This is a genomic window from Bacteroidetes Order II. bacterium (assembly GCA_016788705.1).
Classification (GTDB): Bacteria; Bacteroidota; Rhodothermia; order Rhodothermales; family UBA2364; genus UBA2364.
This window is the reverse complement of record JAEUSQ010000039.1, coordinates 1-14,302: the sequence shown is the minus strand read 5'-3', so window position 1 is coordinate 14,302 and position 14,302 is coordinate 1. Positions and strand designations below refer to the sequence as shown.

At 47.4% G+C, this 14,302-nt stretch carries 13 protein-coding genes and 3 tRNA genes; 4 read left to right on the top strand and 12 right to left on the bottom strand.

The genetic code is table 11. The annotated features are described in order from the left end of the window. Positions 1-114 precede the first annotated feature (114 nt). The 5 genes from JNN12_09880 to JNN12_09860 all read right to left on the bottom strand — a co-directional run bounded on the left by JNN12_09880 (position 115) and on the right by JNN12_09860 (position 4,644). Positions 115-801: a sialate O-acetylesterase gene (locus JNN12_09880; GenBank protein MBL7978638.1), complete on the bottom strand. Its 687-nt coding sequence runs from the start codon at positions 799-801 to the stop codon at positions 115-117. 102 nt (positions 802-903) lie between these two features. Beyond that, entirely contained in the window at positions 904-2,025 is a 1,122-nt protein-coding gene (locus tag JNN12_09875) for a prephenate dehydrogenase (GenBank protein ID MBL7978637.1), read from the bottom strand. A 63-nt stretch (positions 2,026-2,088) separates the two neighbouring features. Beyond that, complete coding sequence (locus JNN12_09870) at positions 2,089-2,859, bottom strand: FkbM family methyltransferase (protein MBL7978636.1); 771 nt, start codon at positions 2,857-2,859, stop codon at positions 2,089-2,091. A gap of 228 nt (positions 2,860-3,087) precedes the next feature. Beyond that, positions 3,088-3,621, bottom strand: a complete 534-nt coding sequence (locus JNN12_09865; GenBank protein MBL7978635.1) for a spore maturation protein — start codon at positions 3,619-3,621, stop codon at positions 3,088-3,090. Between the two features lie 39 nt (positions 3,622-3,660). Further along, positions 3,661-4,644, bottom strand: a complete 984-nt coding sequence (locus JNN12_09860; GenBank protein MBL7978634.1) for a nucleoside recognition protein — start codon at positions 4,642-4,644, stop codon at positions 3,661-3,663. 238 nt (positions 4,645-4,882) lie between these two features. On the opposite strand from JNN12_09860, the gene pdhA reads away from it, so the two are divergent. Genes pdhA through JNN12_09845 form a run of 3 tightly spaced genes read left to right on the top strand, consistent with a single transcriptional unit; the run spans position 4,883 to position 8,369 of the window. Then, positions 4,883-5,998, top strand: a complete 1,116-nt coding sequence (gene pdhA, locus JNN12_09855) for a pyruvate dehydrogenase (acetyl-transferring) E1 component subunit alpha (protein MBL7978633.1) — start codon at positions 4,883-4,885, stop codon at positions 5,996-5,998. Positions 5,999-6,042: 44 nt separating this feature from the next. Then, on the top strand, positions 6,043-7,026 hold the full coding sequence (locus JNN12_09850) for a pyruvate dehydrogenase complex E1 component subunit beta (GenBank protein ID MBL7978632.1): 984 nt from the start codon (positions 6,043-6,045) through the stop codon (positions 7,024-7,026). A gap of 50 nt (positions 7,027-7,076) precedes the next feature. Continuing rightward, positions 7,077-8,369, top strand: coding sequence for a 2-oxo acid dehydrogenase subunit E2 (locus JNN12_09845; protein MBL7978631.1), 1,293 nt, complete (start codon positions 7,077-7,079; stop codon positions 8,367-8,369). A gap of 88 nt (positions 8,370-8,457) precedes the next feature. Here JNN12_09845 and JNN12_09840 read toward each other — a convergent pair whose 3' ends face one another. The 4 genes from JNN12_09840 to JNN12_09825 all read right to left on the bottom strand — a co-directional run bounded on the left by JNN12_09840 (position 8,458) and on the right by JNN12_09825 (position 10,577). After that, positions 8,458-9,759 carry a PcfJ domain-containing protein gene (locus tag JNN12_09840; GenBank protein MBL7978630.1) on the bottom strand — a complete coding sequence of 434 codons (1,302 nt, stop codon included), beginning with the start codon at positions 9,757-9,759 and terminating at the stop codon, positions 8,458-8,460. A gap of 205 nt (positions 9,760-9,964) precedes the next feature. Further along, a tRNA-Lys gene (locus tag JNN12_09835) sits at positions 9,965-10,040 on the bottom strand. A gap of 199 nt (positions 10,041-10,239) precedes the next feature. Further along, positions 10,240-10,313, bottom strand: a tRNA-Arg gene (locus JNN12_09830). A gap of 192 nt (positions 10,314-10,505) precedes the next feature. Then, positions 10,506-10,577, bottom strand: a tRNA-Met gene (locus JNN12_09825). On the opposite strand from JNN12_09825, the gene JNN12_09820 reads away from it, so the two are divergent. Beyond that, positions 10,543-10,956 (top strand): hypothetical protein, encoded by a 414-nt coding sequence (locus JNN12_09820; protein MBL7978629.1) that lies wholly within the window; start codon positions 10,543-10,545, stop codon positions 10,954-10,956. The genes JNN12_09825 and JNN12_09820 overlap by 35 nt on opposite strands. Here JNN12_09820 and JNN12_09815 read toward each other — a convergent pair. The 3 genes from JNN12_09815 to JNN12_09805 form a co-directional block, all read right to left on the bottom strand. Further along, entirely contained in the window at positions 10,953-11,588 is a 636-nt protein-coding gene (locus JNN12_09815) for a hypothetical protein (GenBank protein MBL7978628.1), read from the bottom strand. The two genes, JNN12_09820 and JNN12_09815, sit on opposite strands and share 4 nt — an antisense overlap. Before the next feature lie 105 nt (positions 11,589-11,693). Next, the gene (locus JNN12_09810; protein MBL7978627.1) at positions 11,694-13,286 is read right to left on the bottom strand and encodes a TROVE domain-containing protein; all 1,593 of its coding nucleotides are present in this window, start codon (positions 13,284-13,286) and stop codon (positions 11,694-11,696) included. A gap of 724 nt (positions 13,287-14,010) precedes the next feature. Beyond that, on the bottom strand, positions 14,011-14,302 hold a 292-nt coding region (locus JNN12_09805), incomplete at its 5' end, for a hypothetical protein (GenBank protein ID MBL7978626.1).

The window sequence follows — 14,302 nt, the reverse complement described above, 5'->3', positions numbered from 1 at the left end:
GGCCTATGGGTTTGGTGTTTGGGGTTTCACAAGATAACAATAGAAAGCGGCTGCCGGAAGGTTTTCAGGAATTTTGTTCTGTTAGAATCCTGTGTAACCCGTTGAGTTCGTGGTTTAAGTTGCCAGGGTAAGCTGTAAATAGGATTGTGCAAAACGTTCGCCCAGCGTGCGTAGAGAAGGCGAATCAAAATGCACGCCATCGCCCATATGCTTGAGGCCAACAGAAGGGACAAAGGCATAATCCGTTAGGGCGGCATGTTGGTATTGTTGGTTAATGAGGTCAAATCGTCGGCAGGGGGGGAAGTGGGCCAAAAAATCCCCTAAGCCACCGGATAAAAAAGGGAGATGCGCATCGCCCAGATCGCCCCGCAGGTGATGAACCATTTTTTCGAAGAGTAGGGAATGATTTTGGGTGGTCTTTTTGGTGGCGGCATCGGCCTCTCCTTGTAACCACAGCACCCCCCGGAGCGTGCCAAATGGCAAGGCTTGTTGGGTTTTCCGAAGGGCACGTTGGTACAGGTCTGCTCCCGGCGCCCAGCGTCTAATGGCCGTTCCGGAAACCGCACAAGGAATCAGTCCAATACGGTCTGTAACCCAATGATCTGCGAGTACTTTTGCAAAACTCATCCCCAGACCAATGCCATTTCGGTTATGGTCTTGATGGAGCGGCTCGGTGGCCTCTATAAAAGTCCCATTTCGAAAAACCTCAATCCGTGGATCGCGAATGGGCTTTACTTGTTGCAGTGGGCCAAATCCGGCCATGTTAGATTGTCCGATGAGGAGAAAAAGATGTCTTTTCATGAAGGATAATGAATAATGGGAGGTCGAAAATACATCAATTCGGTTTGATAGCGGCATGAATAATGTGGTGCGGCCTTGGTATGGATGATAAGGACATAGCGCTTAGAGGCGATAGGCCACATACCCTGCTATGGTGAGAGCGCTAACCGCTTGGTCGGCTTCCCGTGCATTGTCGAAAGCAAGCCGGAATGCGCCCCCCGTCCCTTCACGTATCTTCAATAATTCCATGTCTTTGATGTTTAGTCCGGCATCATAGATGGTTTTGGTTAGGTGATACAAAAAACCAGGCACATCTTGTGCAAAAACATATACATCGGAAAGAGGATGGAGGAAGCCTTTGGTGTTTTTAGGGATGGTATTTCGCACTTCCCTTGCTTGCTCAAAGGCTTGCTGTATCGAACCTAGCTCTTTATTTTGCAACACATCGGTGAGCGTGGCGAGGCGTAATTGCATCTCCAATAAAACGGATTGGATTTCGGTGGCGTTGGTATGTAAGATTTCGCGCCACATGGGGAATGCCGAAGAGGCGATCCGGGTCATATCACGGAAACCCCCAGCCGCCAATTTCAAAAAGGCGTCATCTTGTAAATTCTTATCGGCTGCCAGATTCATTAATGTAACGGCAAGTAGTTGCGGTACGTGGCTTACGGTGGCAGCAATATGGTCGTGCCGCGATGCATCCAGTACCAAAATCCGGGCACCTGTTGCCGAAATCAAGGAAATAAGGGTAGAAAAAGTGGTCTCAAAAGCCGCTGTGGAGGTTTTGTCGGGGGGACAAAGGACATAGGTTGCATTTTCAAACAAAAACGCATCGGCGTGTTTCGGTCCCGAATGTTCTGCACCCGCCATGGGGTGTCCTCCAATAAATGGATTCTCTGGCTTAAGCACCTCTTGGGCGTGTTGCATCACAGGCGATTTTACCGACCCTGCATCTGTGACCAGGGTGCCAGGGGATAAAAAGGGTGCAATATCAGAAAGGATTTCCAGAATGCTACGGATGGGAACTGCCACGTACACCAATTCTGCATCTTTGACAGCTTCTTTTAAGGTAGATGCGGGAATGTCAATAAGACCCAAAGAAAAGGCTTCTTGAACTACCGCTGGGGTGTCATAACCCGTAATGTGGAGTGGGTATGGATACCGTTCGCGCAATGCTTTTGCAAACGAAGCGCCTATCAAACCAGTACCGATAATGCTTATTCGGGAAAAAAAAGACCGTGACATTTATGAGGTTAAATATTCGATATATTCATGATTAAAAAACCATATAGTGAGGTAAGGAAAAAATCAGTTCCATTTTTTTATGCGCCTTAAAAACCCTTCCTTATGGGCAAAGGCCAGATCCACCTGCCCCAATGCGCCATCTATGGGACGTCGTAAGAACTCGGTAATGTCATACAGTTCGTACCCTCTTTCGTGCATAAAGGCAATGACATCATGGGTTATAGGCTGGTTTTCTCCTAAAAAACGGAAGAGCGAAGTTTCCAGGATGAACAGTTCCGTTTTACCAAAAATAGTATGAGCGCCTTTAAGGGCTTCCAATTCAAAGCCTTGAATGTCCATCTTTACCATATCTGGTGCAAAGTGTGGGCGTTCCGAGAGCAGCCCGTCTATGGTAACGATGGGGGAGGCCCGTTGTTCGCGGTATTCGGGCTGAACGTCTCCGGGTTTTGGGACGAAAGAAGAACCATTCAAGTCTTTCCAAATGGTTTGGATCATTTCTCCTTTCGAGGCCCCGGCTCCGGCCTGAATCCATTCCACCCGATCCAAACGAGAGGTCACTTTTTGTAAAAGCCTGCGCATCTCTTCTTGGGGTTCTACCATAATCACCGCCGCTTCCGGAAAAATGCGTTTGGCCATTTCGGTCCATTCACCTCGGTTCGCTCCTATATCCAAAATGCCTTTGGGAGCAAATCCTCGGTGGGCAATGTCTTCCAAGAAAAGGTGGATATGACCAATCGGCCGGCGATCAGTACCGACTTCATCTATCTGTCCAGCTTGTACTTTTCTGATTTCGATACCTATATAATGAAGTGCTTTTTTTACTAAGTGTTTCATATATAAAAAATTTAGCAATAAAATAAGGTGGATAAGGAGGCAACTGCTTAGGAGCGCCTGTATGTGTTGGAAAGATACAACGGTGAATCGGATAGTGGTTTGGTTGATTGGCGCAATAGGGATTTTAATCACCGATTTACCTGAAAACTGAAAATCCGAACATCATAAAAAAGGCTTTGGTTGGTAGATTGCCTTCCAAAGCCTCGCGTTGTATTGGGATTTAGGACCTTACCCAAAAAACCAACGTACAATGATAATGGCCGCAATCATCCCGGCAAGATCGGCGATCAGTCCCGCAGGGATGGCATGGCGCGTTTTTTTGATGCTAACCGCCCCAAAGTAAACCGCTATTACATAAAAGGTGGTTTCGGTTGCCCCAAACATCGTTGCAGCCATCTTAACAAAAATAGAATCTGAACCATATTCCTTGATCATATCGGCAAGAACGGCCGTAGATCCAGAGCCAGAAAGGGGTCGAATGATGGCCATCGGCAATACTTCTACCGGATATCCTATTGCCCCCAGGATAGGCCGTAGGCCCTCGGTAAGGGCTTCCATGGCACCAGAGGCCCGGAACATTCCAATGGCAAACAAAATGGCCACCAAGTAAGGAATGATGGTTACGGCGATATTAAAGCCTTCTTTGGCGCCCGTTACAAACTCTTCATAAACCGGAACTTTTTTAAACAGTCCATAAAGTGGGATGCCCACAATTAAGGTGGGAAGAACAAATAAGGCGATTAAGTCTAACGCGTCGCGCATGGTAAAACTGGTTAATTGGGTTGGCGTGAAACGGATGGCTTAGGCGGTCATTGGTTCAGAACGAACCCCCGGATCGGTTTTACGGTGTTTGGGCATTTTACTAAGTGTTTTTGCCGCCAATATGCCAAACAGTGTTGAAAAGAACGTGGCAAATAAAATGGTAAAGAACAATTCGTTTACCGCCAGGCCCATCAAGGCCACCAATGTAGCAGGTGGAACCACCTGTACGCTCGAAGTATTGAGGGCTAAGAACATCACCATATCGTTGGTTGCTGTGTCCTCCGAAGGATTAAGTTTTTGAAGTTCGTGCATGGCTTTAATCCCCATCGGTGTAGCAGCATTTCCAAGTCCTAGCATATTGGCGGCCATGTTCAGGATGATCATCCCCATTGCTGGATGGTCTTTGGGAACACCAGGGAAAAGAGGTCTGAAGATTGGCCCTACCAATTTAACCAAGCCCTCGATAAGTCCTACCTTTCCAGCAATTTGCATTAAGCCCAACCAAAGGGCCATGACCCCAATAAGGCTGAGGGCCAAGGTGACAGCGGTATCTGCAAATTCCAGTGCAGCGGCTGTTATGGCCTGAAGTTTTATAAAGCGAACCGGTTGAAATCGAACTGAACTATATGCCACAGAGTCACCTTTTATGTTAAGTGTGCCAACAAACGCCAAGAGGTCTTTTCCTTTTTTATTGGTTGTCTTTTGGATGGTAGCGAGCGGTTCTGGCAACGTGGCACCTTCTGCAAAACTCAGCTCTTGGCCATTGGGTGTTATCCGCAGCCTCCCTTCGTAGCGCAGGGCTTCTTTTTGCGTTACGCCATAAAAACGGCTATACGTGGAAGCCTGAACCGATATTTGTACAGGCTGCTGGGTCTCTTGCTTCTGGAAACCATTCGGGAAAGAAAGGGTGACAGGCAGAGATTGCCCATTCCGGTATCGGTCTTGCTGGAGGTCAGAGAAATCTTTTCCCAACGCAAAAAGCAGGCTCAGAATAATGAGGCCCGCCCAGATGTAGTTCATCATAGACTTAAACGGATTAATCCGAGGTTATTTGATCGGATTAAGTTACGCTATCTTGTTCAAAAGCGGAACCCTTGTATCGAAAAAAACTGAAAGATCCGTGAAGCCATCGCTTGGAAGCGGTTCCGCATGGTGCCTAAGACGCTTAAAGGTCGGTTTTTTTAAGCAGTAGGTTTCGGGGAATGGGGTATCTGGTGTATATTATCCTGATTTAGACCATTTACAATTAAAACCCGGATTCATGGCAAAGAAAAATCAAGAAACTGGCCACACGGTAGCAGGCCAAACCAATGGTGCTGCTCCGGCGTCCGCATACGACAGCATTGACCATTTGATAGACCTTGCTCCGATAGAGGACAATGACCATCGTGAATTAGGACTGAGCGATGAGGCCGTGCGGGATATGTACCGTAACATGATGCTACAGCGGCGATTCGAGGAGCGTGCAGCCCAGGCATATGGCCGCCAGCGTATTGGAGGATTCCTCCACCTCTATAATGGCCAAGAAGCCATCTCGGCAGCCGTCCGGCATGTATTGCGCATAGGTGAAGACCAAGTTATTACGGCTTATCGAGATCATGGCCTCGGATTGGCGTTGGGGATGACGCCCGATGGCTGCATGGCCGAGCTTTTTGGACGTATTGATGGTTATTCTCGTGGAAAAGGAGGATCTATGCACTTTTTTGACAAGAAAAATGGCATGTGTGGTGGTCACGGTATCGTAGGGGGACAAATTCCATTAGGCGCTGGTATTGCTTTTGGCCTCAAGTACAAGGGAACCGACAATGTGTGTCTCGCCTTTATGGGCGATGGGGCTGCACAACAAGGTGCGGTGCATGAGGCCGCTAATTTGGCGGGATTATATGACCTGCCCGTGGTGTTTATCGTGGAAAACAATATCTATGGCATGGGAACCGCCGTAGATCGCTCTTCTGCTACGCTCGAACTCTACAAACGTGGTGAAGCGTATGGCATGCACTGTGGTCTGATCAATGGAATGGATGTGTTGCAAGTGTATAAGCAACTCAAACAACATGTAGAATGGGCAAGGAAAGGAGAACCCAGCTTTGTGGAAATTCGAACCTACCGCTATCGGGGGCACTCCATGTCGGATCCGCAGAAATACCGAACCAAAGAGGAGATGGAAAATCGTCAGAACCAAGACCCGATCATCCGCCTGAAATTATACCTCGAAAACAAGGGCTTGGCCACACCAGAAGAAATTGATAGGTGGGACGAGGAAATCAACCAAATTGCATTGGAAAGCGTGAACTTTGCCGAAAACAGCCCCTTCCCACCCGTCGAAACCATGTGGGAAGATGTTTATGTACAACAAGATTACCCATTCATCTGCTGATTTGGGACTTCCGAAACGCTAAAAAACTTCAAACGAAACGTATTATGGCAGTATTACAATTAAGGGAAGCCCTTCGTGCGGCGATGTGGGAAGAAATGGAACGCGATCCAAACGTGTTTCTCATTGGGGAGGAAGTGGCAGAATATAATGGTGCTTACAAGGTAAGCCAAGGTATGTTGGACCATTTTGGTGCCAAACGGGTAATAGACTCCCCCATTTCGGAGACAGGGTTCTCGGGCCTGGGCGTGGGCGCGGCCATGATGGGCTTACGTCCAATCATCGAATTCATGACCTGGAACTTTAGCATGGTCGCAGCTGATCAGATATTGTCTAATGCCGCTCGGATTCGGTATATGTCCGGCGGACAGTATAGCATTCCCATCGTTTTTCGAGGGCCAAACGGCTCGGCTGGACAATTGGGCGCTACGCACTCCAATTCCTTTGAATTCTTTTATGCCAATGTCCCCGGACTAAAAGTGGTGTCAATCTCTAACCCGGACGATGCTAAAGGGCTTCTAAAGTCTGCAATTCGGGATGAAGATCCTGTGCTATTTATGGAATCGGAAGTGATGTATGGCATGAAGGGAGAGGTTTCTGACCACCCAGAATACCTGATTCCTATTGGGAAGGCCCGTGTGGGTCGCGAAGGTAAACATGTTACGATTGTGACTTGGAATAAAGTCTATTGGACGGTGATGGCCGCCGCCGAGGAACTTGCCAAAATAGGATATGAGGCCGAGGTGATTGACCTTCGCACTATTCGTCCGATGGATATCCCGGCGGTCTTACAGTCCATCCGTAAAACAAATCGGTGTGTGGTTGTGGACGAAAGTAATCCGCTGGCATCTATCGCCTCAGAAGTGGCCTATCGCATTCAGGCCGAAGCCTTCGATCATTTAGACGCGCCTGTCTTACGGGTGACGAATAAGGACGTTCCGGCTCCCTATGCGAAAAACCTGATCGAACTTTGGGTTCCTACGGTGGACGAGATCGTGAAGGCTTGTAAAGCCGTGATGTACGCCAACTGAGGTTAATCCCTTGCTTTTTACAAAATTGCTAACCCCAAAAAATTAATCTTATGGCTATTGCGGTTGAAATGCCTAAAATGAGCGACACCATGGAGGAAGGACTCCTAGTGGCATGGTTGGTGGATGAAGGCGCGAAAGTGAAGTCTGGCGATGTCGTGGCACAGGTAGAGACAGACAAAGCAACCATGGACCTCGAAGTCTATGATGATGGTGTTTTACTTAAACGGCTGATTGGCGAGGGCGAATCTGTGCCTATCGGTGGGCTTATTGCCATTCTTGGAAAAGAAAACGAAGACTTTTCGGCGATTTTAGCGAAGTATGGAAAAGCCGAAGGGGCTTCTCCTGAAGTTGCAATGCCAGTAGAAAGTGCGCCTCCTGTATTGGTTCCAGGACCTGTGGTGGGAGAGGATGGCCGGATCAAGGCTTCTCCTTTGGCCAGGAAAATGGCAGAGGAAAAGGGGGTATCGCTTTCAGGCATTGCCGGAAGTGGTCCCGAAGGCCGTATTGTGAAGCGGGATGTCGAAAATGTTGAGCCAGTAGCAATACCCGTTGTGGTTCCTGCTCCTATTCCGGCTTCTGTTTCTGCGCCCAAGCCCACACCCGTTGCGCCCACACCTGCACCCAAGCCTACTATGGCTATTGGAGGCGGGCACAAGTCGCTTAAAATTACGCCGATGCGCCGTACTATCGCACGCCGATTGGCCGAAAGCAAGTTCACAGCACCACATTTCTATTTACAAGTGGAAGCAGACATGGAACGTGCCATTGCATTCCGTAGCGAGATGAACAAACTAGCCGAGTCGCGGAAGTTGTCCAAAATTTCCTTCAACGATTTGGTTACAAAAGCCTGTGCGGTTGCTTTGCGCAATCATCCAATGGTCAATGCATCATACTTGGAGTCTGAGGGTGAAATTAGGCTATATGATCATGTACATGTGGCCATTGCGGTGGCTGTAGATGAGGGCTTGGTCACGCCAGTAATCCGAAATGCAGACCAAAAAGGTTTGTCTCAGATTGCCGCCGAAACGCAAGAACTTGCCGGACGCGCCCGCGCCCGTACCCTCGAACCTGCCGATTGGGAAGGCTCTACGTTTACGACAAGCAATTTAGGGATGTTTGGCATTGAGCGGTTTACGGCCATTATCAATCCGCCCAATGCGGCTATTCTGGCAATCGGAACCATCCGCGATGTACCTGTTGTTAAAGACAGTGCCATCGTTCCGGGTAAGCGCATGGCCTTGAGTCTCTCGTGCGATCATCGGGTAGTGGATGGCGCTGTTGGGGCAGCTTTCCTTTCGGAGGTGAAGCAATATCTCGAAGAACCTAATTTGCTCCTCCTCTAACCCTCCCACTTGCACACGAAAGATCAAAAATAAGATGAAAACATAAATGGGGCTTTCTATTCTGTAGAAGGCCCCATTTTCTTGATGTTTAAAAAATACCTTCAGGAATGGTCAATTCCGCTTTTTTTGCCCATTGTCGGATAATGTTTTGCGTCATTTTATCTGCAAGATTATTACACTTCTTGCGTACTTGTACGATGCTTCGGGAGTTGTTTTGCACCTCGATAGTGGCCAAACGATAGCCGTTTTTGCGTAAGCCCCAGATAGAGGTCTTGCCGCTTAGCACTTCATCCCGATAGGTAAACACACAATGGTGCATGGCACGGCCTTCGGCCAAGAGCTGATGATCACCACTCATTTCAAGGAACTCGTATTGCGCAAGAATAATATTTTCCTCACCAAAAGCACAGATCGTTCCCCCTTGAATTCCTGATGGTGTATAAGCGGCTACGGTAGCACGTTTCGCCAACCGTTCGTCATGGCGGAATTGATCCATTTCCCGCTGAAGGGATGCAATGGTGCGGCGGCTAAGATCCGGTAGGTTTCCTTCGGGAAAACGTTCTAACAACCACAACAAAATCTTTTCCAACTGTTCCACCTCATGGGTGGTTTGTCGTGCAAAGTAGCCTAAAGCACGAGCATAAGCATGCTCATAAACCATTTGCTTACGGACACACCGGTTTTTTGTGAAGGCGGAAGCCAAAGCACACGATCCACCTTGGCCAGTAATTTGTACAAATCGGATGGCTTCACAAAGATTAGAAAATTGCAAATTCAGCAACTGATGGCTCATGTGGCGGGTTAGTTTCGCTCCACAGATTCCTTTGAGGCCCAGTTTGGCCACGCTTTTTCCGCTTGCAGCCGTCTCGAAGAGTGCTAAAACCACCTCTAACGCCACTTCTTGTTCAAAATAAAGCAGGTGGTAGAAAGATTCCGGTATTTTATATCGTACAAAAAGATGATCCAACAACGACTTAAACAACTTCCAAGCACCTTTTTCCTTGGGTTTCCAGTCTTCTGGTTTACGGATCATAGGAAGTTGTGCCGCCCTACAAAGCGCCACAATATAGGCTGGCGTAATAAGTGCTTTCACCTTTTTTTCCATCATCACTTTTAGGAGTTGGACGGCTTTTTTCCATACACGCCGATTCAAACCGAGCGGGCGTAAATCGGCCAAGGGATGATGATAATCGAAAAATTTTGCTTTTCCTTGTGCTAATTGTCGTAATAGCGTTGCATCCAAAAGTGATGGATTACGGAGAAAGGCTTTATCTATTTCGCAATCAGATTGTTGTCGGGCAAGGCGGGCAAGGCGCTGGTTAGCCACTTTCTGGCGACGGGCGCGCCCCCGTGTATTGTACTTTGCCCGATATTTCTTTGGGGCATTCATGGTTTAGTATGGGTTTTTGCATGATAATCAATAATTGACGGGGTTTTCCGGCGGGAGAGCCGGTGGTATCAAGGCTACGTTGCATTTTCGTATGGATTATGGTGAAAATCGGATTGATCCGAGTAAAAGAAGCAAAGGCGACAGACAATGTGGGGGTATTGGTGCGTGACAGGCATCGAAGTAACCCACATTTACGGCACTTTGCTGGTACCACAGGCAGGGCTCGAACCTGCAACCCACGGATTAAAAGTCCGTTGCGCCACCATTTGCGCCACTATGGTATGAAAGTCGAAAAATCAGGACGGCAATAAGCAAAGCAGGACAATCATCCCAAAGGAAGGAGCCCGCTTAAACGGCACGCCATGAACATCCGATGGTGCGCTTCTCGACTTACAAAAACAAAGGCAACAAGCAATACAGGCGTGGTTTCACAAAGATTAGCAGTCTTCGAAGCAACCCGTATTTACGGCACTTTGTTAGAACCACAGGCAGGACTCGAACCTGCATCCTCCGGATTCGTATTCCGATGCGCTTCCCGATTGCGCTTCTGTGGCTTTTGGGGAACAATACGGAAACAACTCCTTTGGTTGAAGCCAAGAATGATTTTCCGAGATTGCATAGACCCACAAACAGGAGTCGAACCTGTGTCTTTCTACGAACTTATCCGGTGTATGGCCTTATTTATACTACTGTGGTTTTCCGACGGAGATTTTCTTTCCGGAATAAAAATCTCCGTTCGAGAGGTGTACCGCAAGCAGGATTTGAACCTACAACCATCAGGATATGGGCCTGATACGCTACCATTGCGCCATTGCGGTAAAAAAACGGGCCGACGGCACAGCCGGTCGCAATCCACGGGGCGACACCCCGCCCACTAAACGTACCACCGGGTTTGTAGAACCTTTGTGGTTTGTACTTTTAGCTTTATACAAAAGAATTTTAGACGTTAAACTCTCTACTTTCATCCTTGAACTTTGGGCTTTTCAGAAAATACCCTCTTCGTGCTCTACCGATGAGCTACTCGGCATTGGCCTGGCCTTGGGCCGCCGAGGCCGGAATCGAACCAGCTACCCCGAAGTCATCCAGGTATGGAGCGGAAAAAGTCTTACAAACTCTTTGCGCAATATGGTGTTATTCGCGGATTTCGTGCCGCCGACCCGAAGTTGGGGATGGGCAAACCACCCCCAATTTCGTTAGACCGTGATCTCGATATAGGTGACAGCGTTTGCTTCCGAGAGGATGGCATCTACCTCAGCTTCAAATTCGCCCACTTCTTTTTCGAGTCGCTCGATGGTTTTCTCGGCCTCCAACGGATCTACCAAATGGTAGGCATTGGCTTCGAGGAACGGTTTGCGGATGGACTCGATGTCGTCTTTTCCAACTTTAACGTTGTCCTTTCCGAAGGTGGTTTCTAAAATGTGTTGGAGGTTTTGCTCCACCTGTGTGTTTCGGGTGTTGAGTTCTGCCACTGCTCGTCGGTGTCCGTTTTGGATGGCTTCGATCAGGCTTTTTTGGTACTCCACCAGCCTTTTGTAGTTGATGGCATCGGCGATGGTCATCTTCCGACCTGCCACTTCCACCATGGTTTTGCTGTTCGCTTCCACAATCGCGCATTTAATTTTGTTTTTGCGGACGATAAGGTCTTGAATCGCCTGAAACTTAGACTTTGCCTCTTGTACAAACTCTGCCTCTGGCGTCCGACCTCCGATGAGTTTGTCTTTCTGACGTACTTCCGCAGGTTTTAAGTTTTGGATGGTTTTGGTGATGCGGACATCCAACAATTTTAATTCGGAAAGCCCACGGTGTATGGTCATGCGTTGTGTGTTCATGTTTTTCTCCGTTTAAAAGGGTGAAAATCTAGCGATTTTCCGGTGAGGTGCAACCTTTGGGCCACACCCGCGCCCGGAATCCTCCTTAAAACTTTAGTTGACAAATTACAGTTCAATTTCTTCGATCATCGAAAGTGTCTTTTCCGGATTATCGAGACGTTCCAAGACTTCAAAGATTTTCTCGGACCAACCGGCAATCAAAAAAACGTCTTCCGTGGCTTGGGATAGCGGCAATTGCCCATATCCTGCAAGGTCAAATAGGTAGAGTTTGGCATCAGAAGCCACCTCTTTGTACTGCTTCCATGCTCGTGTAAACGCATCCGAAGCATGTTCAACCGAGTTCCACATCTGACAATCGGTGAAGATCATCACCTTGTCGAGAATTCTTCGTTGACGGTACAAGTCCTGCAAGACCCTATGCCCATTCGTGGCATATCCCACTTCTCCTTCGCGTTGTTTTAGGTAGCTTACACTTTCCAAAACATCCTTGTTAGGCAGTGAGACCATCTTCCAAGTATCCCCAAAAATGCCTGTTAAAACGGTTTTGCAACGGCTTTTAAGTAACATACCCAACATCAATCCCACATCAAAAAGCGTTACTTTGCTATTGCGAGAAACAGGCTGGAACATAGAACCCGAGACATCGCAGGCTACACAGATTCTGGTTTCGACATCAAATCCCGCCAAGTTCTCGGTCGAGGTCAGCACAGCCTGCTCCAACGCCTCTCGAATGATGGAAACGGACTCTTGTTGCTTCGGACGAGCAGAAACTTCGCCAAGCACCCACCCCAAAATGGACCGTCTCGGTTCCGTAACCACTTGGTCTGGCTCGTCTAACTCGCGATAAGCAGCCAGATATTGGAAAGGAAATACCTTACTTTTTTCGATAGCTTTCGGATCGTTAATTTGTCGGCAAACTTCTTTTAGAACGCTAGTAGAGGGTTCTGTTTGAAGGATATTACGGAGGTTTCGTAAGAGTGCCAGATACCCCAGTCGCCGGCTCAATACCAATGCCTCCCATGTTGCAGAAACCGCCACCTTTTTCTGTTTTTCCGTCTCGAAGTCCATTTGCCCAACACGGGAAAGCTCGGTCTCCCATGTATAAGGCGTTTCCAATTCGTCTCGGATAATCTTGTCAAAGAGCAATTGTTGTTGGTCGGATTTTGCTTTCGGGTGAACCAAAAACAGGGCATCTTTCAGCGTAACGTCCGTTTTACGGTTGTATTTAGCAAACTGGTGGCCATCAAAGCGGTTAAACGAGGCGGCTAATCCTTTTTGCACTTGCTTAGAAAGCCGATTCAGCTTTTTTACACCATTCCGCTGGTTGGCAATCGCGTAGTGGGCCAATAATTCCTTGATTTCGTCTGCCCGTTGTACCACCCGCGACACTAATTTTCTTACCAAGTCGTCGCCATTATGTGCTTTCGCCAATTCTACCGACAGAACCAATGGCGTGGTACGGAGATACATTTTTTCGCGGGCATAGACCGCTAATTGGGCCACAAATACCGGATCGTTTAAGGCGACGAGTTCTTTCAGGCGCTCAAGTCGGATTGTTCCCTTTTCGTAAAAGCTGTCATTGAGCAGCGAGGTAACAACTGCTGCATACAATTCCATCTTCGGATGTAATTGGGTGGCCACCGCTCCCTCATGGTTCAAGACCTTAGTTTGGTGGCGCGTGGTTTGATTAAATCGCATAGCACACAAGAGTTAAAGGTTGCGGTTTAGTGAATAAAAAAACCCGACTTTTCTTTCGGAAGGTCGGGATAAATCGAATTTGATAGGCAATAAAATACCTGTCAGGATCGAAAATATATCCTTCCGAAAATTAAATAGGATTCAATAAATTGTTTCAATAAATCGTATTTACAACCCATGTATGGAGGCATGGGTGTTACGTGGATGTCGCGCATGTCGTATCCGGTTTGCAAATGGAGCAACAAAAAAGCCCGACTCTTTTGGAGTGGGCTTGCACATGGTGACAGATTGATATGGTTAATCCTTTCTTAATCTGTGCGTGTGTAAGCCCTTATAGCCATATTTTTGATCATTGCCCCGTACATTTATACGCCCCATACGAATCTCGCTCCGACTCGCTGATGAGGAATGGTTTGTATTTAGGTTGTGAATGATGAACATGGCTGTTTTGGTTTAAATTTGTTTAGCTCTGGTATAATACAACAATTGTAAATAAGAATGCAATAGGCAAAATATTTTTTTTTGACAGGTGTATTTTTTTATTAGACATTAGTAATATCATTAATAGGAGTGATTCTTGTGTAAGCAGCATGAAGTACAAATGTCTGAAAATTAATATCCGTTATGGTGTATAGGAGTGGTAATATTTGAGTGTCAAGACGATGGGTACATACCTTGATGTGCTTATCTGGTCGAGCCCAATATATAAAATGGGAGAAGTTGCTCAGTCCAGTGGTTGAATCTCAGATATAGATAAACCTGTAATGTCTCGTATCATTGATACGTCTAATCCTTGTGCAAGCATTTTTTGTGCTATTGCCCGTTGTGCCGCTTTTTGGCCTTCTTCCCTACCTTCTTGTCTTCCTTCTTCCCTTCCTTCTTGTCTTCCTTCTTGTCTTCCTTCTTGTCTTCCTTCCTTCTTGGCTTGTTCCAAGGCATAGTCAAAAGTTGCCTTATTGTCTCTGAAGACCTTCAGGCTTTGTTCATACGCAAATACATCCGACTCCGCCATTTTT